Source organism: Sphingobacterium bambusae, from assembly GCF_033955345.1.
Lineage (GTDB): Bacteria > Bacteroidota > Bacteroidia > Sphingobacteriales > Sphingobacteriaceae > Sphingobacterium > Sphingobacterium bambusae.
Genome location: NZ_CP138332.1, coordinates 4433150 through 4459930 on the forward strand (window position 1 = coordinate 4433150; position 26781 = coordinate 4459930).

The 26781-nt window shown below is 49.3% G+C and carries 13 protein-coding genes; 10 read left to right on the forward strand and 3 right to left on the reverse strand.

What is annotated here, in order from left to right; translation table 11 throughout:
* Positions 1 to 46 precede the first annotated feature (46 nt).
* Together SCB77_RS18450 and SCB77_RS18455 are read left to right on the forward strand one after the other, a co-directional pair.
* Positions 47 to 2563 (forward strand): glutaminase family protein, encoded by a 2517-nt coding sequence (locus SCB77_RS18450; RefSeq protein WP_320183471.1) that lies wholly within the window; start codon positions 47 to 49, stop codon positions 2561 to 2563.
* Positions 2564 to 3318: 755 nt separating this feature from the next.
* A complete protein-coding gene (locus SCB77_RS18455; RefSeq protein ID WP_320183472.1) occupies positions 3319 to 4839 on the forward strand; it encodes a gliding motility protein RemB in 1521 nt (506 codons plus the stop codon).
* A 750-nt stretch (positions 4840 to 5589) separates the two neighbouring features.
* Here the strand turns inward: SCB77_RS18455 and SCB77_RS18460 are convergent.
* The 3 genes from SCB77_RS18460 to SCB77_RS18470 form a co-directional block, all read right to left on the reverse strand.
* On the reverse strand, positions 5590 to 7101 hold the full coding sequence (locus SCB77_RS18460) for a DUF4394 domain-containing protein (RefSeq protein ID WP_320183473.1): 1512 nt from the start codon (positions 7099 to 7101) through the stop codon (positions 5590 to 5592).
* A 694-nt stretch (positions 7102 to 7795) separates the two neighbouring features.
* Positions 7796 to 8440, reverse strand: a complete 645-nt coding sequence (locus SCB77_RS18465; protein WP_320183474.1) for a hypothetical protein — start codon at positions 8438 to 8440, stop codon at positions 7796 to 7798.
* A 6-nt stretch (positions 8441 to 8446) separates the two neighbouring features.
* Positions 8447 to 9163, reverse strand: coding sequence for a hypothetical protein (locus tag SCB77_RS18470; protein WP_320183475.1), 717 nt, complete (start codon positions 9161 to 9163; stop codon positions 8447 to 8449).
* Positions 9164 to 9390: 227 nt separating this feature from the next.
* On the opposite strand from SCB77_RS18470, the gene SCB77_RS18475 reads away from it, so the two are divergent.
* The 8 genes from SCB77_RS18475 to SCB77_RS18510 all read left to right on the forward strand — a co-directional run bounded on the left by SCB77_RS18475 (position 9391) and on the right by SCB77_RS18510 (position 26329).
* A complete protein-coding gene (locus SCB77_RS18475; RefSeq protein ID WP_320183476.1) occupies positions 9391 to 9621 on the forward strand; it encodes a hypothetical protein in 231 nt (76 codons plus the stop codon).
* Between the two features lie 801 nt (positions 9622 to 10422).
* On the forward strand, positions 10423 to 14238 hold the full coding sequence (locus tag SCB77_RS18480) for a hybrid sensor histidine kinase/response regulator transcription factor (protein WP_320183477.1): 3816 nt from the start codon (positions 10423 to 10425) through the stop codon (positions 14236 to 14238).
* Between the two features lie 160 nt (positions 14239 to 14398).
* Positions 14399 to 16960: a glycoside hydrolase 5 family protein gene (locus tag SCB77_RS18485; RefSeq protein ID WP_320183478.1), complete on the forward strand. Its 2562-nt coding sequence runs from the start codon at positions 14399 to 14401 to the stop codon at positions 16958 to 16960.
* A 61-nt stretch (positions 16961 to 17021) separates the two neighbouring features.
* Positions 17022 to 20006 (forward strand): SusC/RagA family TonB-linked outer membrane protein, encoded by a 2985-nt coding sequence (locus SCB77_RS18490; RefSeq protein WP_320183479.1) that lies wholly within the window; start codon positions 17022 to 17024, stop codon positions 20004 to 20006.
* 28 nt (positions 20007 to 20034) lie between these two features.
* A complete protein-coding gene (locus tag SCB77_RS18495; RefSeq protein ID WP_320183480.1) occupies positions 20035 to 21600 on the forward strand; it encodes a RagB/SusD family nutrient uptake outer membrane protein in 1566 nt (521 codons plus the stop codon).
* A 31-nt stretch (positions 21601 to 21631) separates the two neighbouring features.
* The gene (locus SCB77_RS18500) at positions 21632 to 22684 is read left to right on the forward strand and encodes a DUF5111 domain-containing protein (RefSeq protein WP_320183481.1); all 1053 of its coding nucleotides are present in this window, start codon (positions 21632 to 21634) and stop codon (positions 22682 to 22684) included.
* A 49-nt stretch (positions 22685 to 22733) separates the two neighbouring features.
* Entirely contained in the window at positions 22734 to 23756 is a 1023-nt protein-coding gene (locus tag SCB77_RS18505; RefSeq protein ID WP_320183482.1) for a glycoside hydrolase family 53 protein, read from the forward strand.
* A gap of 104 nt (positions 23757 to 23860) precedes the next feature.
* Entirely contained in the window at positions 23861 to 26329 is a 2469-nt protein-coding gene (locus tag SCB77_RS18510; protein WP_320183483.1) for a DUF4982 domain-containing protein, read from the forward strand.
* The last annotated feature ends 452 nt before the right edge of the window (positions 26330 to 26781 follow it).

Sequence of the window (26781 nt, forward strand, 5' to 3'; positions counted from 1 at the left end):
ATGTTCGCGTATCTTTACCTCATTATAAACGGAGTCAAGATAAAATATGATAACAATAAAGAATATAAGTAAAAAAGGGATGCGCATAGGTCTATGCCTATGCGCATCGGTTTTTAGTGTGTTAGTGGCTTCGGCCCAAGGTAAGCAGGCGCGTTCAGCGCCGGCTTATCCTTTGATTACCCACAACCCCAATTTCAGTATCTGGTCCAGCAGCGATGTGTTGACGGACAAGGCCACTGAGCATTGGACAGGCGTGGCGCATGGCTTGACCGGCTACCTGGAGGTGGATGGCAAGATGTACCGCTTTATGGGTATGGATGCACCGCGCTACCAGTCGATCATGCCGCAGGCGGCAGGAGCAGGAAAGACCACGGTGAAGTATAGCGAGCAGGCTCCAGCGAATGGTTGGCAAGCATTGACCTTTAAAGCCGCGGGCTGGAAGGAAGGGCAGCTGCCTATTTCGGATAATAAATCGGTATCCGGAACTTTTTGGGAATCGGATAACATATGGGTGAGAAGGGAATTCTCCCTAGATAAAGTTGGGCAAGAGGGGCCTTTGTACCTCAAACTGCACCACGATGATAATATCGCTGTTTACCTCAACGGACAGCTTGTGTTTGAGAAAGAGGGTTGGAACAACCGTTTTGAATATTTTGATATTTCGGCAAAAGCGAAAGGCTTGCTGCGTGCAGGAAACAACGTGCTGGCCACACAGCTGAAAAATACGGCCGGTGGCCGCTTTCTTGATGTTGATCTAGTGAAGAAGCTGCCATCTGACAAGGAAGGCATAGCGTTAGCCCAGCAAACGGGTGTCGAGGTGCGCGCTACGCAAACGGAATACAACTTTGATTGTGCAGGCGTGGCGCTTAAGTTGACCTTCACGTCGCCGCTCTTTCTAGATAACTTGGATCTGCTTGCACGCCCTGTTTCTTATCTGGGCTATGAGGTGGTATCTAAGGATGGCAAGCAACACCGTGTGACGCTACACCAAGAGGTTTCTTCGGATATCGCGGTCTACATGGCGGATCAGCAGGAGGTGGAAGGATGGGCCTATCAGGATAAAGGGCTTTCTATACTGAAAGCGGGCACCGTGGAACAACCGACCTTGCAGAAGGGGGCCGACGATATGCGTATAGACTGGGGATACCTCTACGTGGCGGCGCCGGCAGGCAAGGATGTGAAGCAATACCTATCGGGGAGCAGTGCTGCTAAAAGCGGTAGTCCTTACCGCGGCAAATCGCTCGCCCTGCATACGGAGATGGCGCTAGGTGCGGTGGGTGCTACGCCGGTAAACCGTTTTCTGACCATCGGCTATGATGAGGTGATCGCTATCCAATATTTTAACCAGGATCTACGCCCATGGTGGAACAAAAACGGCGACCGTCTATTCGAGTCGCAATTGCATGCTGCGGTAGCGGATTATCCTAAATTGATGGAGCAATGTGCCACTTTTGATAAGGATTTATGGCAACAGGCCTACGCCGCCGGAGGCGAGGAGTATGCGCATCTTTGTGTTTTGGCGTATAGGCAAAGTATTGCCGCGCACACCTTGGTGGAGAGTCCGGAGAAGGAGGTGCTATGGCTATCCAAGGAGAATAACAGTGGCGGTTTTATCAATACGGTGGATGTTACCTATCCTTCGTCGCCTTTATACTTAATCTATAACCCGGTGTTGATGCAGGGTATGCTCAACGGTATTTTCCACTTCAGCGAAACCGGTAAGTATCCGCACCCTTGGGCGGCACATGACTTGGGTACTTACCCAAAGGCTAATGGCCAGACCTATGGGGAGCCGATGCCGGTGGAGGAATCGGGCAATATGTTAATCCTGACGGCAGCCATCGCGCAGGCGCAAGGCAACGCGGACTATGCCGCCAAGCATTGGGAGGTGTTGACCAAATGGACGGACTACCTCGTAAAGGAAGGGCTAGACCCGAAGACGCAGCTATGTACGGATGATTTTGCGGGCCACTTGGCGCGCAATGCCAACCTCTCGCTAAAAGCGATTATGGGCATTGCCAGCTATGCGCGACTGGCAGAGATGCTCGGCAAGCAGGAGGTAGCCACGCGATACCGCAAGATAGCAGAAGAGATGGTGCCCCAATGGATGAAGATGGCCGACGGTGGAGACCATTATGCCTTGACCTTCGACGACAAGAAAACCTGGAGCCAGAAATATAACCTTATCTGGGATAAGGTACTTGATTTTGGCTTGTTTCCGAAAGAGGTGGCTGCAAAAGAAATAGCTTATTATTTGCCGCGCATGAATCGCTTTGGTCTGCCCCTCGACAGCCGGAAGAACTATACCAAAAATGATTGGATACTATGGACGGCTGTCCTAACCGATGACCAAGCGACTTTTAAAAAGTTTATTGACCCAGTGTATAGACATGCTTTGGAAACACCATCCCGTGTGCCGCTTAACGACTTCTACGACTCGACGAATGGTATTCGCGAGAACTTTAAAGCGCGTAGCGTGGTAGGGGGATTTTATATGAAGGTGCTAGCAGATAAGTGGGAAGGTAAGGGGGTAGTGCGTAGTGCGTATTGCGTATTGCGATAAGGGTAGCGGTGATCTAAAGATTCACCGCTATCTGCTCGTCACTTCATCACGATGTCACTATTCCTCCCCTCAAACCCCTTCCGCCGCTCGCCGCGGCAGGGCATCACTTTTGAAGGGCAAAAGTGATCAAAACCCTTCGTCTCCTTTAGGTGCTTTTTCGCACGAGTCAGGCCCACCCAAAGAAAATGTTTGGCAAAGCTGAAATAACGTCGGAATCGCTTTGGATGCGATTCCGACATGATTTCTAGTCTTTGTCCATCGCTCGATTCCCCAAACATGTTCTTTGTTTCCCAGCACGTGGAAGGAGACGGGAAGAGTGACGTTAAACGGGATCCGTATACTATCGGTAATCGATCGCGGTGATCCTCATAACTATGTCACCTTATCACCTCGTCACTAAATTCGCAAACTTTACAATCATCGCACCTGCCAATATTAAAGGCAAGGTCGCATCATTTTTGTTGCGTCTGTAGACATTTGCCTATGCACTATCCAATAAGGATGCAACAAAAATTCGCGACGGGGTTTTGCTTACTTTTGCCCTACAAAAGTAAGGCCCATGTCCCGGGCTTAGGGACGAGCCAGTCCCTGAAAGGGACAAAAGGGTATTGGGGTAATACGTATTGGATAAGGTTAGCGGTAAACCTTAAGATTACCGCACGCACCTCGTCACTTCATTACCTTGTCACCATATCACTTATTAAACACTTTTGGCGAACAGGTACGATTATTGTTATATTCGCGTAAATTAAGTGATGAGAAAACTAAGTCTGTTCCTTTTCGTGCTGCTGTGCATACAGCAGGTGACTGCCCAAATACATTACCAACCCTATTCTTTTCAGCATTACCAGCGGTATGGCAGATCCATTTATGGAGATTCCATTGCACACACTGCGGTAAAGCCATTTGTGGGTAAGCAGTTTGATGCCGCCTATGATATTGTGCCGCGCGACAGCACGCGGGGATGGATACACCGGAAGATTTTTCAAGAGCACCTGATTGAAGTGCTGAAGGATGACCATACGTTTTATGCCGATTTTCTGCCTGATTTTGTGATTGGTAGGCAAACGGGAACGAACGATAAGAACCTGTGGACCAATAGCCGCGGTATACAGGCTGGGCTGAGCGTCAAGGATAAGTTTACCTTATACTTCTCCTTCTTTGAAACGCAGGCTCGCTTTCCGACACATATCGATAGTGCGGCCGTTGCACTGGGCGGGCTGCCCGGACAGGGATTCTCCAAGAATCTCGAAACGCAGGAATTTGACTGGATGAATACTACGGTGAACATGAACTACCATGTTAGCGACGGCTTTCAGGTGAGCTTGGCCTATGATAAGTTGCATATTGGGGACGGCTATCGATCGGTGCTCCTTTCCGACAACCCTTACAACTTTACCCATGCCAAATTCTCGGGCAAGGTGAAGCGCTTTCAGTACAATTCTATTTGGGCCTACATGATGGATCGGCGCAATCCGCGTTACCAAATGTTGGAAGATCAAACGCGTATTCGAGTGGGTAACGCGTCTAAATACGCCGCCTTTCAGTATATCGACTACCTTGCGAGCGACAAGCTGACCGTTGGTCTTTTCCACTCGTTGATTTGGTCAAGATACAGTGATGCCAATGCCAAGAAGGTGAATGGGGGCGTAGGGTTGAACCTGAAGTACCAGCCTTGGGATAAGTATGTGTTCTATGGGCAGTTTTTTGCGGACGACCTGAGTAAGCTGTCGTTTAACAAGGATAGCGACCGACGCACGGCCTACCAACTGGGGGCTCGTGCCTTCGACCTGTTTGCGGTGGATAACCTTAACCTGACAGCCGAATTTAACCAAGCAGCGCCCCACACGTATCAGCATAGCAACAATCGCCTCAACTATAGCAGCGATGGCGATCCGTTGGCGCACCCCAATGGAGCCAACTTTCGAGAGCTGCTGGGTATAGCGACGTATCGTTGGAAGCGGTTTGACGTTTATGGGCAGACGATGTTTGCGCGCTATGGATTAGACCCTATGGCTGCAGACAACTTCGGTGGCGATATTTTTAAAAGCGAGCCAGCATCGGGCGGATTTCGTATTGGTCAAGGGCAGGCTGTCGACCTTTTCTACAACGAGCTGCGTGTAGCTTATGTCCTCAATCCGAAATACAACCTGCGCTGGGAGTTGGGGCTCATCAACAGGCAACAGAAGCCGATCAGTACTGGCGACCGTACCAATGCAACGATCTTTACGATTGGCCTGCGCTCGTCGTTCCGTACCTTCCAAACCGAGTATTAGGTGTAGAGCGTAGTGGGTAATGATGAGTATTGAGTAATGCGATAAGGTCACGGTAAATTATAGTTTCACCGACATCAATCGTCACTTTGTAACCTCGTCACCATATCACTATCCACCCTCAACGCCTTCCGCCGTTCGCCACGGCAGGGCAGCACTTTTGAAGGCCAAAAGTGCTCAAAAGCCTTTATCTCCTTCAGGTGCTTCGTCGCACAAGTCCGGCCCGCACAAAGCAACATGTTTGGCAAAGCTGAAATAACCTCGAAATCGCTTTGGATGCGATTTCGAGGTTATTTCTAGGCTTTGTCCATCGCTCCAGTCCCTAAACATGTTCTTTGTTTCCCAGCACTTGGAAGGAGACGGAAAAGCTACGTTAAACGGCTTCCGTATAATATAGGTTTTCGATCGCTGTTTTAATAGTACTTAGTACAGAGTATGTAGATAAGAACACCGCTGATCGTTTGTTTTACCGCACCTGCCCGATATTAACAGCAAGGTCGCATCATTTTTGTCGCGTCTGTAGACACTTGCCTATGCACTGCCCTACAAGGATGCAACAAAAATTCGCGACAGGGTTTTGCTTACTTTTGCCCAACAAAAGTAAGGCCCCTGTCCCGGGCTTAGGGACGAACCTGTCCCTGCAAGGGACAAAACAACCAATACATCTTATTACATCACTAACTGCTATAAAAAAGAAGGGGACGCTTATACAGCGATCCCCTTGGGTATTACTAATTTTAAAAACAAAGCATCTTAAAAGCCAAGACCGACGCTAAAACCCGTTACGCCGACGGCGATATCGCGCAGAGGGGTAGCTGCTCCTGTCGTGGTGTTGACCTGATACAACTTGGTGCTGCTGCCAGCTGTACCGATAAGATAGGCCGATCCACTTTTACTGCCAATATCGAAACCGTTGGAAGCCGTTAGGCTGACGCCGAGAGCACCAACTTCTACAAGCGTACCATTATTAGGCGGCGCCTGCGTATACAGTTTGCTCGTAACATGATCCAAGACGAACAAGGTTGTGCTAGTTGTACCAGCAACATTATTGCTGTAAGCAGCCGCACTTACCGCCGGACTGCCTGGGTTAAGCGATCCATCAACACCCGCTATAGCGCCCGTTGTAGGGTTAACACGCAGGTTTTGCCCCGTGTTGCTGACAATGCGAATCAAATCTACGGCAGGGTTAAAATCAAAACCAAAGCTGGTGCCCGCCAATAGTGGAACGATAGGTAGGGTGCCAATGCGGGTAGCCGCACCAGAACTGAGGTTGATGGTGTAGAGACGACTGCTGTTACCCAACGCATAAAGCTGGCCGGTAGCCGGACGGAAATCAATACCCAATACCGTTTCGCCTGCCGCCATACCTTCAATCGTTTTGCTAACAGAACCATCTTTCTCTAGATTCATGATATGCAAGTTGTTGCTGGCGTCTACCGCATAAGCAACAGGATCGGTAGGGATGGCTAGGTCAATCAACTGGCTCGAGAGATTGCCAATTTTGCTGGCTTGGCCACTTTCTAAGTTGAGGGTATAGAGTGCATGTTCATTTTGGCTATGTGCAGCGATCAGCGCCGACTTGTTATCGGGGCTGATATCAAAAGCTACCTGCCCGCTAACGGAAATACCTAAGCTACCCACCTCAACAAGTTTACCTTCATTTGGCGGATCTTGCTTGAAGAGCTTGCCCGATGTGGCATCGATATCATAGAGCGTAGTAGATGATGCTCCTGCAACACTATTGGTGTAGGCCACACCGCTGATGCTCACGGCACTGCTAAAGCTTATGTCTCCATCTTCGGCTGCCAGTGCTCCTGTTTCGGGATGTAGACGTAGGTTTTGACCCGTGTTGGAAACCAAACGGATGCGGTCTACCGTAGGGTTGAAATCGATAGATGCAAAGGTGCCCTCGATAATCGGCGAGAAGCTAGCCGAACCAACAACCTGCGCTTGTGCCGAGCTGGTATTGATGCGGTATAGTTTGCTGGCGCTAGATAGGGCATATAGTTCACCCGTAGCCGGCCGGAAATCGATGCTCATCAGTTTTTCGCCTGATCCTAAACCTTGGATAGCCATGCTGCTTTCGAAGCTGCTTGGACGGTTAGCATTAAAAGCAACCAACTCGTTGTTGGCTGTCAATCCATAGGCCATAAGATCAGGCCCCTGCGTGTCGCCGCCCATATCGTCGTCGTCGGAACAAGAGGAGGTGATAGCCACAGCAGCAAGTGCCACCATGAAGTGCGTTAGTGTCTGTTTTAAATTCATAGTTTCAATCTGAATGTATTTATATGATTAATAGTGTTTGCTATACTAATCACTCCTACAAGGCTTTAGTTTTGAGAAAATGAATTTTGTGTTTTTTTATAGTTTTTTTTATTAGTAAAAATTGGTTTTGGGGAGTGGGTAGAGTGTAATGAGTAGTGCGTATTGCGATAAGGGAAGCGGTAAATTCGAGGATTACCGGTGTTACCTCGTCACGGTATCACTATATCACCTCATCACTATTCCCCCTCAACCCCTTTCGCCGCTCGCCGCGGCATGGCAGCACTTTTGCAGGCCAAATTGATCAAAAGCCTTCGTCTCCTTCAGGTGCTTTGTCGCACTGAAAATAGTATGTAGTAGTAAGTATTGAGTATGTAGATAAGAACAGCGCCGATCGTTTGTTTTTATCATCGCACCTGCCTTATATTAACAGCAAGGTCGCGTCATTTTTGTTGCGTCTGTAGACACTTGCCTATGCACTGTCTAATAAGGATGCAACAAAAATTAGCGACAGGGTTTTGCTTACTTTTGTGAGGCAAAAGTAAGCAAAACCCTGTCCTGGGCTTAGGGACGAACCAGTCCCCGGGCTGAGGGACAAGCCAGTTTTCAGGCGATATGCCGCATGCTATAAGCTCGCGCTATGCGGCATACTTTAATGCTCTTTTGCATGGCGACACGAGCGCCATGCTAGATAACCTTAAAAACTAAATGATAGCCCTAGACTAACATTTCCCAATATATCATTAAAGGCCGTAAAGCTGCGTGAGTTGCCCGTTTCATTTCCATCGATATCCAGATGCTTGACCGTATTGTAGCTCAACAAATGATTTAAGCGAGCTTCAAGTCCGAGTCCTTTGTAGAAATTATATCGCGCACCAGCATGGGCGGCCATCGTATAGAGATTGCTTTTTGGACTGCTCAACTGGATGTTCGCATCTCCGTCGTGTTCCAATTTGCTTTTCGACCGACCGATGTATATATCACCCTCCAGAAAGACAGCAATTTTGCCATTATCATAAAGGTAAGGCTGAATAAATAAGCCCGCTGCGTGCATGTTATTGATGGATCTTAGATTGTAATAGCTACCTCCTTGGTCCAGTTGACTCGTGATACGGCTGAACTGGTAGGAGAGCCCAAGCGCCAACGCACGGTTGATGCGGTAGGCAAAACGAGGTGATATAATAGTTCGATTTTCGATGTTTGTAGATTCTTCGAAGCCATCCTGCAGGGTTACTTTATGATTGTTGTTAAAACCTACATGCGTAGAAATAATAAATTTTTGCTGTGCAAAGGATGTGCTTGTTGCGCAAAAAAAGAGGGTGATGAATAAGAAATATTTCATGATAAGTTACAATGTAAATAATAAGGAAAGAGAGCTGTTTGATAATGGATGAGAGAACAGCGAAAAATTCGTGCTGTTTTCGTATTCGATGTCATTTTCCTCGTTATGGAACATATGGTTCACATGAGCGATGGAAGGCAGTGTCAGTTGTAGGTGGAGAAACTTGGACAGCCTATATGAGGTGCCTGCCTTGAGGCCTACATTAACGGCCTTTTGCCTGGTGGTATAAAGATACTGCGATACGCTCAACATCGGATTATCCCAACCGCTTCCATTCGTTTGATCCATCCGGGTCAAGGCCGACAGCTGTTTGCTTGTTTGATAGCTAGGATTTAACTCCAGAAACACATTCCATCGGCTGGCATAGACCGCGCGGAAATAATGCCGGTAGAACGTACCGATGCCGTGAGTTTTGTTGTCGATGTCCATCTCGGTGGAAGAGCGATATGAATCCCAATAAAGTTTAGTGTTCATTTCACCTTTCTGCTTTTGAAAATCGTAGCTCAGTCCCAAGACAGTATGTTTGCCAACAAACACACCAAGCCGAGGCTGAATAGTAGTAGTCAGCTGCTTGTTAGATGCAAGATAGTTGATGTCATCAGTTTCGTAGTTTGTTTTTTGATAGTTTCCGCCAACTTCGATCAGGAATTTTGTCTGTTGCGCCCTTGAAATACCAAGCGTAAACACACTGGCAATAAAGAAGCAAACAAAGGTTTGTTTCATAATAATGAGATTAATTTTTTGATGCGCAAATATAGAAATATTCCTAAGGAAAGTGAGCGTTTCCACAATTCTTTTTCACTTATAAAAGACCGGAAATCACAGGACATAAAAAGGCTAAGCTTGTTTGTTTTCACTTGTAGTTGATCGTTGACAATTATTTTTATTTCCCATGAAAAATGTAGAACGGACAGCGCAACAAGCTAACTTTGTAGAAGAACATAGCACCCATGAATAGAATGGAAAACATACGTTTAAAGCTTGCCGAGCTTAACCACAAGTACGAAGCATTTCTGCAAGGAGAGGGCAAATGGATTGGTGGTGGTTTTGAAAATGTGATTACCTTCCGTAAAAATGAAGAGGGAAAAGATGAAGAACTACAGCTGAAAACTCAAATAATAAATATGCTGCCGAAGCAGCTGCGCAACGAAATCGAAGAGATTGTGGTGCGTAATGCGTAGTGGGTATAGCGTAATGAGTATAGCGTAGTGCGTACAGCGTAGTGCGATAAGGGAAGCGGTAAATTTGAGGATTACCGCTATCAGCCCGTCACCACCTTCACCCATCGCTCAAACCTTTCCGCCGTTCGCCACGGCAGGGCAGCACTTTTGAAGGCCAAAAGTGCTCAAAAGCCTTTGTCTCCTTCAGGTGCTTTATCACACTGAAAATAGTATATAGTAGTTAGTACGGAGTATGTAGAGAAGGATTGCAGTAAATCTTAAGACTACGCGTATCAGCGCGTCACTCCATTACAATGTCACCTCAGCACTAAATTCACCAAATTCACAAACTATACAATCAATGCACCTACTTAATATTAACACGAACGTCGCCTTATTTTTGTTGCGTCTGTAGAAACTTGCCTATGCACTACCCAATAAGGATGCAGCAAAAATTCGCGACAGGGTTTTGCTTACTTTTGCCCTACAAAAGTAAGGCCCCTGTCCCGGGCTTAGGGACGAACCAGTCCCGGGCTTAGGGACAAGAAAGTATATAGTAGTTAGTACGGAGTATGTAGATAAGAATGGTGATAAATCTTAAGATTACCGCTATCACCTCGTCACTTCATCACCTCGTCACTCCATCACTATGTCACTCCACCACTACAATCGCGCTAAACAACAAATGATAAACTAAAATCACTAATTTTGTGGCACAGCTTGATTATGATGCGGGTCGTTCGATATTATCTTTTATTCCTATATACCATCCTGCTGGCTCCCTGCATGGGACAGTCGATGGATTTTCAATTTTTTAAGAACATGTCCTTAGGGGCTAAGGCTAGCACCGTGCATTGCTTTGCGCAGGACAGCTTGGGCATGTTGTGGTTGGGCAGCAACAACGGGCTGTATAGCTATGACGGCTATGCGCTGCACGCACCCACAGCCGAGGATGCGCCATACCAAACCTTTATTTACGCAATAACGGTGTTGGATGCCCGCTATATGGCGTTGGGTACAGGCAATGGCGTGAGCCTATACAACTACCGCGAAGATCGTTACGAAGCATTTCCCGCCGGTGGCCCTGCCGATGTACGCGCCATGCTGTTGCTGGGCGACAAGCTATGGATAGGATCGCTCACGGGGCTATACTGCTATGACACCAAAAGAAAGGTCTTGGTAGACTATAAAAATAATGCCGGCCAAGACCTCGGTAGCCAAGCCATCTATGCCCTTTCTGGGCAAGGCGACAGCCTATTGGTAGGTACCTACAACGGTCTTTTCCGCTTCAACTCCTCTAAGGGGGATACGCAGCGCTTGCCGTTGCCCGGCTATAGGCTAGGCAGCAACCAGTTCGTAAACTCCATACTGCCTATGCCGGCCGCGCACAGCGCATTTATAGGCACCGAATATGGCCTATATGTATATGATACGCGCAGTGGCCAGCTTGCCAAAGCAGGCGTACTGCAGCAACACCCGATTAAGTCGATGGCATCAAAAGACGATGGAACGCTATTGGTTGGTACCGATGACGGGCTTTTTGTGTACAGACCCAAGGAAGGGGCGCTGAATCGGATAAAGCATGACTCTAGAAACAGCCATGCCCTAGCCAACAATATCATATGGAGCATCTTTAAAGACCGCTCAGCAAATATATGGTTGGGGACAGACCTGGGCTTCTCGCTGTGGTCTAAACAGCAAACGGAAAAAAGATACCCCATTTATCAATTTACGAACAGTGCCGATGGCAACCGCTTTTATAAGATCTTGAAAGACCGTGCCGGATGGTATTGGTTGGGAGGCGATAATGGCCTTATTCGCACGCGGGGATTGGGGACGCGGGATTTCCAAAGCTATTGGTACCGCATGGATGCCCCCGGCTATCCCTTGCCACACAATCGTATTCGCGACATCTACCAAGATCGGGATGGCCTGCTGTGGATGGCCTCCGATGGCGGAGTAAACCTATTCAATGAGCAATCGCATCAGTTTCGCAGCTTTACCATTGTAGACCACAGTGGCAGGCGTAACGCGAAATGGGCCTATGATATGCTCGAGGATGCCCAGGGCAAGTTGTGGGTGGCCACCTATATGGGAGGCATCTTTATGCTGGATAAAAAGCAGCTTTTAGCTTCATCGGGCACCGTTGTGGCCCGCGACAACTATAACCAAACGCAAGGCCTACTGGCCGACTTTGCTAACCAGATTCTGGATGATGGGCAGGGCAATATATGGGCGCTTTTCTATAATCGGGGCATCAGCCGCATCAACAGACATAGCGGCCGCGTTAGCGAGTTGAAGGACAAAGAGGGGCAGTCGCTTGAACGGGCCACCTTTATGTTGAAAGATCAGGAAGGCGCCGTGTGGATAGGCGAGCATGGCACCCTACGCCGGATACAGCGCAACGGTGACATGGCACAGATGTATTTTGATCCGGTGGGGCGAAGCGAGGTGACGGCGATGGTGGAGGTTGGCGAGGCGATATGGGTAGCTACCAGCGTTGGCGTGTGGCGGGTGGATAAAGCCCAGCTAAAGGCGGAACTCTTGCACTATGGGCAGGAGATCACATCCATGTATTATGACCGCGAACAGCATGAGGTGCTGCTGGGCGGCATCAATGAAATTGCGGTGCTGACCGATAGGCCGCTCGCTAGTGCTAACGGCAATAACAAGAACATTGTGCTCACGGCGATGTATGTCAATAATGAGGCTTTTGGCAACAAGGACTATGGCCTGCGCTACAGCAACGAGCTAACGCTTGGCCATGAGCAGAACAACCTACGATTGGAATTTTCGGATTTTGATTATGGAAACCATTTGGGTTATCGCCTGGCCTATGCCTTTAAAGGGCATAACGAAACCTGGATACCTCTAGAACGGGGAGACAACAAAGTGCTTTTGTCTAATCTGGCACCCGGAAGCTATGAGTTGCAGCTGGCCAAGGTAGATTTTGCAGGAAAGGTGCGCTCGCAGATCGATGTTTACAAAATAAATATCAGGTATCCCTGGTATGCATCGTGGTGGGCCAAGCTCGCCTATGCATTTGCAGCACTTGGACTGCTCTTATGGATACTCAATTTTTTCAGGGTGCGCAACACCTTAAAATGGGAACGCCGCGAGCGCCACAAGGTGCTGGAGCTTACGCGGATGAAGATGGACTTCCTAACGGCAATATCCCATGAGTTGAAAACGCCCTTGAGCTTGATACTGGCCCCGGTAAGCCAGTTGATCTTGCAAACAAAAAGTGCGGATAAGAAACGACAGTTGGAAGGGGTGCACCGCAACGCCTTGAAAATTAATAACCTCATTCAAGAGGTGATGGCCTTTGAGCAGGCCGAGAAGCAGGAAGCGGATAGCGCAACATTGCTCACTTCCCAAATCGATTTGTTGACCTTCGCTCGGGATATGGTGGAAGAATGGCGGCAATCGCCAACTTGTGCGCAGCTGCAGTTTAGTTTCATGGCCACGATGGATAGCTTGCCCATACAGACTGATGTATCGAAGCTAAGCTCCATCCTGAACAACCTGATTTCCAATGCCTGTAAGTATAACCGGGCGGAGCAGGGGCGTGTAGATATCGTATTGGAACAGCGGGATGGGCAGGTGCTACTGACCGTGAGCGATACGGGGATCGGCATTTCAGCGGAAGACCTACCCTATGTGTTTAGCAAGTTTTTCCGCTCGCCAACTAGCGAGGTGCGTGCCTTGGAGGGAACTGGCGTAGGGCTATACTTGGTGAAAAGCTATGCCGACCAACTTGGATGGGATATACAGATTCGCTCCACCTTAGGGCAGGGCACTACGGTTACTATAGGCATTAGCCATAGCGATGTGCTGCTTAGCAGCACATCCGAAGAGATCGATGCCGGCGTAAGAAGAAAGCTGTTGATTGTGGAGGACAACGTAGAGCTAGCCGCTTTCTTGAAAGGTGCTCTGGAAGCGAGCTACAGCTGTCAGGTTTTACCAAATGGTAAGGAGGCCTTACAACTGTTGCAGAGCCACAACGTATTACCGGATATTATTATCTCGGATGCGATGATGCCCGAGATGGGGGGCCTAGAGATGGTGAAAAAGATCAGACAACAGGCGAGCATGGCTACGATACCGGTGATCTTGCTGACTGCGAAAAATGATGAACAGATGCAACGCGACTGGGTAGCGGCGGGGGTAGACGCTTTTATCGCTAAACCCTTTGATTTGGAGGTGCTAAAGATGCAACTGCTGCAGCTGCTTGGCAAGCGCGATAAATTGACGGCCCAACTGCGGCTAGACGAAATTAGCAAGCCTACCTTAGGCATACAAAAGGAATCGCCCGATGAGAAATTTTTGAGCAAAGTGACCCTCTTGATCGAAGAAAATATGGATGATGCCGAATTATCCGTACAGCGTCTTAGTGAAGAAGCTGATGTGCCGGCCAAGCAATTGTACCGTAAAATAAAACAACTGACCGGATACACGCCGGTAGAGTATATTCGTAACATTCGCATGAAAAAGGCAGCACTGCTGCTGCAGCAAAAGAAGTTTACCGTGGCCGAAGTGATGTATATGGTGGGTTATTCCAATGCATCCTACTTTTCGAAATGTTTTCAGGCGGCATTTGGGATGACACCCAAAGCCTATTTGGATAAAAAGGATTAAGTGGTTGTTGGTTAGCTTGTTGTGTTGTTGCGCTGTTGCTGCTGATCAACAAATTGTCCGATTTGTGTTGTTGTTTGTCCGATATGTGTTCGCGCAAATCAATGCCGATTTATAGGTTTGTAACTATAATTGCAACCAAAAATTATAAATCGAGTTATTCATGCGTGTAAGTATTTTATGTAGCTGTGCTATCCTTGCTTTTTTGTCGGCTTTTTCGCAAAGTCCTAAAGATGTGCCCACAATTTATGTGGATAAACAAGGGGTGATGCGCTGGTCAGACAGCAAACAGGAAGCGTCTTTTTATGGCGCAAACTATACCGTTCCCTTTGCCCACGCTTTCCGCGCTTTATCCTATAAAGGTGTAAACCACAAGGAGGCGATAGATCGCGATGTCTACCATTTGGCACGGCTAGGATTTAACGCCTACCGCATACATATATGGGATGTGGAGCTAGCGGATGCCGAAGGAAACCTGACCCCCAACGAACACTTGGATTTACTGGACTACCTCTTTGCCAAGCTGCAGGAGAAGGGCATGCGTATATTGATTACAACGATGACCAATTTCGGCAATGGCTATCCGGAGCGAAATCAACAGACGGGCGCCTTCTCGTACCTATATGATAAATGTGCCGTGCATGCCGATCCGAAAGCTATTGAAGCGCAAAAGCGCTATGTAGCCCAGCTGTTGCAACATGTGAACCCCTACACGGGCTACGCCTATCAAGACGATCCTTATGTGATTGGCTTTGAAATCAACAACGAGCCTTGCCACAGCGGTGAGGTAAAGACCACCGCCAACTATATCAAACAGATGCTGGCCGCCATGAAAAAAGCGGGCAACAAAAAGCCGGTATTCTATAATGTAAGCCATAACATGGAACATGTATCGGCCTCTTTTGATGCGGATATTCAGGGCACAACTTACCAATGGTATCCTATGGGGCTTGTGGCTGGGCATACCCGTCGTGGAAATTTTTTGCCCTATGTGGATGATTATGTGATCCCGTTTTCGAAGGAGAAAGGTTTTGCTAATAAGGCACGTGCGGTGTATGAATATGACCCGGCAGACAATTTATACAGTGTGATGCACCCGGCGATGAGCCGTACATTCCGCTCGGCAGGATTTCAGTGGATTACGCAGTTTGCCTATGATCCTATGGATATTGCAGCCTATAATACGGAGTACCAAACGCACTACCTGAATTTAGCCTATACGCCTGCCAAAGCTGTCAGCATGATGATTGCCGCTGAGGTGGCTTATACAATTCCGCGCAACCAACGTTTTCCGGCCTATCCGCAAGATACCATCTTTGGCGATTTTATGCTGAGCTACACGCAAGACTTGGCGCTGATGAACAGCCCAGAAAAATATTATTACAGCAATGATACCGAGGTGAAGCCGGTGGAGGCAACGCGTCTGCAGCATATCGCTGGTCATGGTTCCTCGCCTGTGGTATTATACAGCGGTACAGGTGCCTATTTTTTGGATAGGCTGGAAGATGGACTTTGGCGGTTGGAGCTGATGCCTGATGTACTGCAACAGCACGATCCCTTTGCCAAGCCCTCGCTAACCCGGGAGGTGATGCTCATTATGTATGGCGAGCAGGATATGCGTGTGGAGCTACCTGACTTGGGGACACAATTTACCGTGCAACCGATGGACAGCGCTACAACGAATTTACGGGTGGATGGTGCTAATTTTACCGTACGGCCCGGTGTTTACCTATTGAAGCGTGCGAACCTATCAGCGCGCAAGAGTTGGACGGCGCAAACGCCATGGAACCAAGGTAAACTGGGTGAATTTTATGCACCGGCAGCTTCTACTTTGCATACGCCAGTGTTAACGCATACAGCGGCACCCGTTCTGGAAAAAGGAGAGGCACAGCGCTTAACGTTTAAGCTCATGGCTGCTCAAAAGCCCGATTCCGTTATTTTACAAACCGACAATATATCCTTTTGGAAGGATGATAATGCTTATTTTAAGCTGCAACAGCTGGGAGCCTACGATTACAGCGTAGAACTGCCAACAGACCTGCTACAGGGGGATGTGCTGCGGTATACAGTTACGGTGTTTGCCGATGGAAAACGCTACACCTACCCGGATAACCGACCGGGGGAGCCTTTGGCTTGGGACTATGAAGTAAGCCAGTATTGGAGCAGCAAGCTTGCTGATTCGACGCAACCTATCTTATTGGCCTATGGGGCAGGGAAGGACAGTCCTTTTGCCATGTATGCCATCCCCGAGACGGCTTATAGCACGGCCAAGCTTAGCCAAGCAAGTTATGTAGAACCTGCGCAATGGACCTATGCCTTGCACGGGAAGGATACCGCTGCCCGCTATTTTTGGAAGAAGGATATAGCGGATGTATTGCTGAACAGGCCAAAAGGCTTGAAACAGGCGGATACACTCTGTGTGCAACTGCAGGGAACGACAGGTGCATTGGCCGTAGGCTTGCTAACAAACAGCGGATATACCTACTGCAGTACCGTGCAACCGACTAAAGACAAGCTCGGCGTGTTTCGTATTGCGCTTGCTGACTTGAAGCTCGTGCCTACAACCTTGCTTCCGGCTCCTTTCCCATCGTTTTTGCCCCGCTATTTCCATCCGCAAGTGGACATTCCCTTCCGAAAGGATGCATTGGAGCAATTGCTGATAGCAACAACGGAGCCTAGCAGCCAAGGGGCAAGCCTGACGATAGGCGCCGTGTGGCTGGAATAGGAAAGCAAAGAAATACAACAGGAGTAAAAGCTAAATTATAAACGAATATAAATCTAATAGAATGAAGGGTTTTGCATTTAAAACAAGTGTGTTAGGCTTGTCGCTGCTATCCACATTGGGGCTAGCGACGACAGTGCATGCAGCTATCCCGAGGCCCAGCAGTAGCCTGAGATCGGCATGGCAGCAGGAGGTGCGTGGTATCGTGCGTAATGAAAACGGCGAGGCCATGGCGGGGGTAACGGTACTCGTGGTGGGAACAACGGTGGGCACATCGACCGGGGAAGATGGTTCCTATCGTGTGCTGTTGCCGACGGGCAAAACACAACTGGCGTTCTCTATTTTGGGCTACAGTAGCCAAACACTTCAAGTGACGGGAACGACGTTGGATGTGCAGTTGAAGCCAACGGGCAATGAACTGGAGGAGCTGGTGGTGGTGGGCTATGGCAGCACAACCAAAAAAGATCTGACGGGCGCAGTAAACACCGTAAGCAGTAAAGATTTTAACACGGGTTTGGTAGGCTCGCCCGAACAATTGATAAACGGTAAGACGGCTGGGGTGCAGGTCATGTCCAACAGTGGGTCCCCCTCGGCAGGAAGCAGCATCCGTATTCGTGGTGGTGCCTCGTTGAGCGCCAGCAACGATCCGCTAATTGTGTTGGATGGGGTGCCCTTGGAAACAGGCGGCATCAGCGGAAATAGCGGTAACTTTTTGAGCTTGATCAATCCCAATGATATCGAAAGCATGACGGTGCTCAAAGATGCATCGGCTACGGCAATCTATGGTTCGCGTGCATCCAACGGGGTGTTACTGATCACGACCAAGAAAGGTAAAGGCGACGCCTTGCGCCTCTCTTTCTCCTCTATCGTATCGATGCAGCAGGCACTGGGCGTCGCGGATATGATGTCGCGCGATGAATTTGCCGAGCTGATCAACAGCCGGGGTACAGCCGCACAGAAGGCACTTTTGGGGGAAGCTTCCACAGACTGGCTCGACCAGGTATTTCAGCAGGCCATAGGCACAGACAACAACCTGAGCCTACAGGGGAAGATTGCCAAGACCTTGCCTTTTCGCGCTTCGGTGGGCTACTATGACCAGCAAGGTACCTTGCGTACCGATCGCAGCGAACGTATGACCGGATCCTTGGTGCTGAGCCCTACATTCTTTGATCAGCATTTATCCGTAAACCTTAACCTGAAGGGCGCGCGCAACAATAACCGTTTTGCCAATACAGATGCGATATGGTCGGCCATTGCGTTTAACCCTACACAGCCAATTTATTCAGGCTTGGATACCTATGGTGGTTACTATGAGAGCCTAGACAATGCCGGTCTGCCGGCTACGGGGGCCAATCTAAATCCCTTAGGTTTATTGAACCAAGAGCGACACCGCAGCACGGTAAATCGCGGCATCGGAAACTTAGATATGGACTACAAATTCCATTTCTTGCCGGAATTGAAAGCGCATGTAACTTTAGGCTACGACTATGCCAAAGGAAATGGCTTTAACCATATCCCGGCCAGCGCAGCCAACAACTTCACCATTCAAGGGGCATATGATCGCTATGCACAAACGCTGGAAAATAGATTGTTTACGGGATACCTGAACTACAACAAGAGCTTGCCCGCTATAAAAAGTACGGTGGAGGTGACAGCAGGACATGACTACCAATATTGGAGCGCGGAACGCCCACCCATTGTGTACCTTAATGATTTAGGGGATGTGCGCTCTACGGCTATCGCGTCGGACGAAAGACATGCCCTTATCTCTTGGTATGGTCGGTTGAACTACAACTTTGATAGCCGCTACTTGCTCACGGCCACGATCCGTAAGGACGGCACTTCACGCTTTAGCCCAGAGAACCGGTGGGGTACATTTCCATCGCTGGCCTTGGCCTGGCGCCTCTCGGAGGAGTCTTTCCTGAAAGATGTTTCGTTTTTGGACGACCTGAAGCTGCGGGCCAGCTATGGGGTGACGGGGCAGCAGGAGGGCATCGGCAACTATGAATACCTGCCGGTCTATAACCTGGGTACACAGTATGCCCAATACCGCTTCGGCGATCAATACCACTTGGTGTACCGCCCTTCGGTTTACAATCGGGATTTGCGCTGGGAAACCACCAAGGCTTTCAACTATGGCGTGGATTTCTCGCTGTGGCAGGGCCGTGTATCGGGATCGGTAGAATACTATACCCGTAAAACACACGATCTATTGGCCAACGTGCCAGTTGCCGCTGGGACAAACTTTGACCAGAATGCAACAATCAATGTGGGCAACGTGGAAAGCAGTGGTCTGGAATTTCAACTGAATACAGTGCCGATACAAACGGATAACCTACGCTGGGAGGTCAACGTGAATGCGACAAACCAGCATATTAAGGTCACGAATATAGCCTTGGTGCAGGATGCGAACTCGGTGGGCACCTATGTAGGCCCGGTAGTGAGCGGCCGCGGCATACAGATCTTGACGACAGGATACCAACCCTACATGTTCTACGTCTACAAACAGCTGTATGACGAGGGCGGAAAGCCCTTGGAAGGCATTTATGCCGACCTGAACGGCGATGGTGCAATTGACGAGAAAGATCTGTATCGCTACCAATCGCCGGCGGCTAAATGGCTGTTTGGTTTCAATACCCAGTTGACCTACAAGAAATGGTCGGCCGCGACCACGCTACGAGCCAATGTGGGCAACTATGTGTTCAATAATACGAAAATGAACCTAAGTGCTTGGGAAACGGTACAGTACGTGGATCCGGCGATCAACAACCTGCACCGTGACTACCTCAATACGGGTTTTCAAAGTAGACAGTATTACTCGGACTACTACGTAGAGAATGCTTCCTTCCTGCGTATGGAGAATATCTCTCTGGGCTACAGCTTTGGTAAACTGGGCAAAATATCCAACTTACGGGCAGGAGCCGTTGTGCAGAATGTATTCGTGATCAGCAAGTACAGCGGTATAGATCCGGAGGTACCGAGTGGTTTTGATAGCTCCTTCTATCCGCGTTCGCGGACCTTCTCGCTGAGCTTGAATCTTGATTTTTAATTGGTTTGATAGACATAATATGTGTGTGATGAAAAATATAAAAATATACAGCTGTAGCTTGTTGTCGATCTTGTTTTTGCTACTTGGCTGCACGAAAGATTTGGATCAATATCCTTCCGTAGAGACGACGTCGGAGGCAGTGTACACCTCGGTAGACGGTTATCGCTCGGTATTGGCCAAGGTGTATGGCTCGTTTGCCGTGGCGGGCAATGGTCGCGGCGATGCTGATCCGGATATGGCCAGTGCCACCGCTACGTGGGGCTATCTTCGGGTATACTTCAACCTGCAGGAGGTGCCTACAGATGAGGTGATCTATACCTGGGCAGGGGGCGACAATATGGTGGAATTGCAATACATGACCTGGGGAGCATCTGACACCTGGGTAAACGCCATGTACTACCGCATATACTATACCGTGGCACTGTGTAACGAGTTTCTGCGCAACGCGACAGCCGAGAAGATCGCGCAGTTTGGCGATGCCGACCAACGTGAAATAGCCAGTTTTGCTGCCGAAGCACGTTTTGTGCGCGCGCTGGCCTATAGCCACGCGATGGATCTTTATGGCAATGTGCCCTTCGTGACAGAGAAAGATGCCGTAGCGGCATTTTTTCCTCCGCGTATAGCACGGGCCGATCTGTTTGCCTATATCGAGCAGGAGCTCACCCAAATTGCGGAACTACTGCCTGAGGCACGCCAAAATCAATATGGACGTGTGAGCCGAGCGGCAGCATGGGCGCTGTTGGCTAAAAACTACCTCAACGCGCAGGTGTACACGGGCACGGCTCGCTACGCCGATGCAGTAACCGCAAGCAAAAAGGTGATTGACAGTGGATATAGCTTAAACGCTGACTATAAGCAGTTGTTTAATGCCGATAACGATAAACGTATCAATGAGATCATTTTTCCGATTCAAGCGGATGTAGAACGTACCACAACTTGGGGCGCCACAACCTATTTGGTGAATGGCCCTATTGTGGGTAGCATGCAAGCGGCCAACTATGGCGTACTATCGGGATGGAACAGTTTTCGGACCCTGCGTGAGTTTGTCGGCATATTTAATACAAACGATAAACGGGGGGACCTCTGGAAAAATGGACAATCGCTGGACGTGGACGACCCTTCTTCATCAAGCCAAGGCTATGGACTGGTGAAATTTACCAACCTGAAGGATGACGGCACCTACAAGACTGATGAGGGCTTGGTGAGTACCGATTTTCCGATGATTCGCTTGGGCGATGTGTACCTGATGTATGCGGAAGCGGTGCTGCGTGGTGGTGGCGGTAGCGCAACGGAAGCACTGGCACTCGTTAACCAACTGCGGCAGCGCGCTTTTGGCGGCACAACCGGCAACATAGGGCAAGCGCAACTCACGCTGGATTTTATATTGGAGGAGCGCGGACGAGAACTTTTTTGGGAGTGTACCCGACGGACGGATTTGATTCGCTTTGGTCGATTCACGGGAAACAGCTACCTCTGGCAGTGGAAGGGTGGCGATGTCAATGGACGTAGTGTGGATAACAAGTTTAACCTGTATCCTATACCCACCACAGACATGACAGCAAACCCCAACTTAATACAGAACACGGGATACTAAACACGGTAACCATTAACGAATTATACCTATCATGAAAAAATTGATTATTTGTGCAATGGCCTTGCTTGTCATGGCCTGCAAAAAGGAGGGAGGACAGCCCGCTATCTCGGGCTTTGAACCGGCGATACTGCACAGCAGTGCACTGGATGTGCAGCTGGATGCGACAGCACGGAAGAAGCTGGCCCTGCAGTTGGTTTGGGAGGAGTCGACCTTGCACAGTGCCCAGCCTATTGCCCAATCGACGCTAAAGAACCGCGTGGAATTTGCGACCGACGCTTCCTTTGCGACGGTAGCAAAGCAGATCGAGCAGGTGCCCGCATCCCTAAGCTACACAAACGAGCAGCTCAACAGCCTTGTGCTGGGCATGGGCTTCGTGGCCGGTGAAAGCAAAACGCTCTATGCGCGCGTGGCCTCCCGCTTGGCGGCGAACAAGGAGATTAGCTACAGCAACGTTGTGGCGATTGCCATCACGCCTTATGAACCCATAGCGGACGCGGATTACCTGTATATGGCCAATAAAGAATTGACGCAGTTTCCGTGGAAGCTTTGCGCTCGAAAAGAGGATGGTATGTATGATGGCTTTGTCAAAGTTGACCCCTGGTATAACTTTTACCTGACGAACGAGGAAAGTGCCAACGCCTCGTTGATCTATGGCTCCTATCCGGTGGATGGCAACCAATATATCCTTTATAGTGGCGCCGATAGATGGAACTGCTGGACCAGCAATGGGGGCTATCTATACCTGACGGCAGATGTAAACAAATTGACCTGGAAGGAGACGGTGGTGGAATCGTTGGCCGTGACCGGCGACTTCAACGGTTGGAGTACCACGGCGACGCCCATGACCTACGATCAGGTAGCCAAAGTATGGAAAGCTACGATTACAACCACGAGCGCTCAACAATGGGGCATCAAGGTGTTGATCAATGGCAGCTGGACTTGGTTTTTTGGTGCAGCTGAAGAGGAGGGGGTATGTACGCTGTATACTGCGGATGCTAGCGGATTTGCCTACGACAAGGTAGGTACGCACACGCTCGTCCTCGACTTAAGTGACCCGAAGGCATTTACCTATACGGTAGAGTAATAGCTGACCGGAGTGCGAATAAATGGGTGGATTTTAAAGAAAAAATACAATGAAAAGTTGGAAGAAATATATAGGTTTTTTGGTCGTGGCGCTAGCATTACAGAGCTGCGATGACAAAACGACCGCAACGCCGGAACAGGCGCCCTTGGCGCTGGCTAAAGGCGCTGATGTGAGCTGGATTACCGAGATGGAGGCATCTGGCATACAGTTTTATAATGCCGGCGGTGCGTCGGTGGACGGAATAAAATTGCTGCAATCGTTGGGGATGGATGCGGTGCGCCTGCGCGTATGGGTGGATCCGCAGAACGGATGGTGCAATAAAGAAGATCTTTTGGTGAAGGCGCGCCGCGCTAAACATTTGGGCATGCGCCTCATGGTGGACTTTCACTACAGCGACTCGTGGGCCGACCCGGGGCAGCAAACCAAACCTGCTGCTTGGGCCGATCTATCTTTCGAGCAGCTAAAGGCGGCTGTGGCACAGCACACGCAAGAGGTGTTGCAATTGCTGAAAAGCAATGCGATAACGCCAGAGTGGGTGCAGGTGGGCAATGAAACCGGTAATGGTATGCTATGGGATGAGGGGAAAGCATCCGTAAACATGGCGAATTATGCGGCACTGAACAATGCCGGATATGATGCGGTGAAAGCTGTTTTTCCGGAAGCGAAGGTGATTGTGCACGTACATAATGGCTACGACAATGGGCTCTTTCGCTGGTTATTTGATGGCTTAAAGACCAATGGTGGTAAATGGGATGTAATCGGCATGTCGCTTTATCCGACGAAGGATAACTGGCAACAGCGGAACAGCGACTGCGTACAGAATATTAACGATATGTGGAGCCGATATGGCTCGGAAGTGATGATCTGTGAAGTGGGCATGAGCTGGGATGAGGCGGAAGTGGCCGAGCTCTGGCTGACAGATTTGTTGCAGGCTGTAAACAAGCTGCCTGACGATAGGGTGTTGGGCGTATTCTACTGGGAGCCCCTAGCTTATGCGGGCTGGAATGGATATACCCTTGGAGCGTTTGATAACAACGGCCGACCTACGCGCGTGTTCAATGCGTTTAAATAAGCAGTTAGTAGTAATCCTTAGAACGGAGACAGGGATTCGATTGCATGCGACATCCCTGTTTCTCGATAAAATGACGTAAGTTTAGATACCTAAAACCCAATATAATGAATAACGTACTGCAGTTTGTTTCCGCTTTTTTATGTTTTATAGGCCTTATCCCGTCCCTGCTATATGGACAAACGGTACGCGAATCCTTTACCTTGGAAAAGAACTGGCGCTTTTTTCAAGGCGATGCAGCAGATGCGGCAACGAATACCTTCGACGACAGCCGTTGGCAGATGGTGACGGTGCCGCACGACTGGGCTATTGCTGGTCCTTTTGATCGTGCACACGACCTACAGGAAGTTGCGGTGACCCAAAATGGGGAAAAAAAGGCGACGGTAAAAACGGGCAGGACTGGCGGGCTGCCTTATGTGGGCGTGGGCTGGTATCGCAATAATTTTACCGTGCCCAAATTTGGGGCGGGTAAGAAGCGTGTACAATTGAAATTTGATGGTGCCATGAGTGAAGCACGGGTGTACGTCAATGGAAAAGAGGCTTGTTTCTGGCCTTATGGCTATAACGCTTTTCACTGTGACGTGACCGACCTTATTCACACGGATGGCACGGTAAATAAAATTGCCGTGCGATTGGAAAATAAACCGCAATCTTCCCGTTGGTATCCCGGTGCAGGGCTATATCGCAACGTGCATGTCATCGTAACGGAGGATATTCATGTGCCGATATGGGGAACCTATGTGACAACGCCCTATGTGACGGATAGCATAGCTTCGGTGCGTCTGGAAACCAAACTGGCGCAGGCCGATGGTAAGTTGCTGCGTGTGCTGACAGACATTATCGACGCCCAAGGCAATGTGGTGGCACATAAGGAAAACCAGCAGAAATTAAACTACGGACAACCCTTTGTTCAAAACTTTGAGGTGCGCGATCCGGCCTTGTGGAGCCCTGAGCAACCTGCTTTGTATCAAGCATCGTCGCAGATATTTGTTGATGGGAAGCTTGTTGACACCTACACCACGCGTTTTGGCATGCGCGAGATACGCTTTGTGGCTGATAAGGGCTTTTACCTAAACGGTAAGCTACGCAAATTTCAAGGGGTATGCAACCATCACGACTTGGGGCCGCTGGGTGCAGCCATCAATGTGTCGGCGCTTCGCTACCAATTGCAACTGTTAAAAGACATGGGCTGTGATGCTGTGCGTACAGCGCACAATATGCCGGCGCCCGAACTGGTGGAGCTTTGCGATGAACTGGGCATGATGATGATGATTGAGCCCTTCGATGAATGGGAAATAGCGAAATGTGAAAATGGCTATCACCGCTTCTTTGACGAATGGGCTGAACGCGACATGGTCAATATGATTCACCATTTTAGGAATAACCCGTCGGTCGTGATGTGGAGCATAGGCAACGAGGTGCCTACACAATGCCGCCCCGATGGTTACAAGGTGGCTTCTTACTTACAAGATATTTGCCACCGTGAAGATCCCACGCGACCTGTTACCTGCGGCATGGATCAGGTGAGCTGCGTATTGGAAAATGGCTTTGCGAGCATGCTCGACATCCCTGGCTTAAACTACCGCGCGCACCGCTATGAAGAGGCCTACGCTAAATTGCCGCAAAACTTGGTGTTGGGATCAGAGACCGCGTCTACGGTAAGCTCTAGAGGGGTGTATAAGTTTCCGGTGCGTAAGCTGGGCGATGCACTCTATCCGGATCATCAATCATCGTCCTACGATATGGAACATTGCTCTTGGTCTAACCTTCCGGACGAGGATTTTGCGTTGGCTGACGACCACCATTGGACGATGGGCCAGTTTGTATGGACGGGCTTTGATTACCTTGGTGAGCCTTCGCCCTACGATACAGATGCTTGGCCCAACCACAGCTCGATGTTTGGTATTATTGATTTGGCCAGTATCCCCAAAGACCGTTATTACCTGTACCGCAGTGTGTGGAACAAAACAGCCAATACCTTGCATATATTGCCGCACTGGACCTGGAACGACCGTGTTGGCGAGCAGACGCCGGTGTTTGTGTATACCAACTATCCCAGTGCCGAACTTTTTGTGAACGGCAAGAGCCAAGGCGTGCAGCGTAAAAACAATAGCTCACTGCAGCATCGCTACCGCTTGATGTGGATGGATGTGGTTTACGAACCAGGCGAACTCAAGGTGGTTGCCTATGATGAACAGGGTAAAGCCGTAGAAGAAAAGACGGTGCATACGGCGGGTAAACCTTACAATATCGTGCTCGAACCTGCGCAGGATAGTATCTTGGCCGATGGGCGATCGCTATCTTACATCCGCGTGAAGGCGGTCGATAAAGCGGGAAACCTGTGCCCGCTGGATAGTTCGTCCGTGAAATTTGAGGTGAAAGGTGCTGGAAGCTTTAAGGCTGTGGCCAACGGCGATCCAACAAGTTTAGAGCTTTTTCATGTGCCGGAAATGCGCCTGTTCAATGGACAGATGACGCTGATCGTGCAAGCTTCGGAGCAAGCTGGAAAAATTGAGGTCCATGCCCGTGCAAAAGGACTTAAGCAAGGACGCACGCAAATCGTAACGCAGCTTTAACATTAAACGATCAAGATGTCTGCTGCTCAGCGATATCTTGATCGTTACATTGGCGTAGTGGGTAGTGCGTATTGCGTAGTGCGATAAGGGAAGCGGTAAATTTGAGGATTACCGGTATCAGCCCGTCACTTCATCACCATATCACTTCGTCGTCACCTCGTCACTTCATCTCCACATCACCTCAGCACTAAATTCACAAACTTTACCATTACCGCACCTGCTCAATATGAACAGCAAGGTCGCATCATTTTTGTTGCGTCTGTAGACACTTGCCCATGCACTGCCCAATAAGGATGCAACAAAAATTAGCGACAGGGTTTTGCTTACTTTTGCCCCACAAAAGTAAGCAAAACCCTGTCCCGGGCTTAGGGACAAGAAAGTATATAGTAGTTAGTACTGAGTATGTAGATAGAATGGTGTTAAATCTTAAGGTTACCGCTATCAGCCCGTCA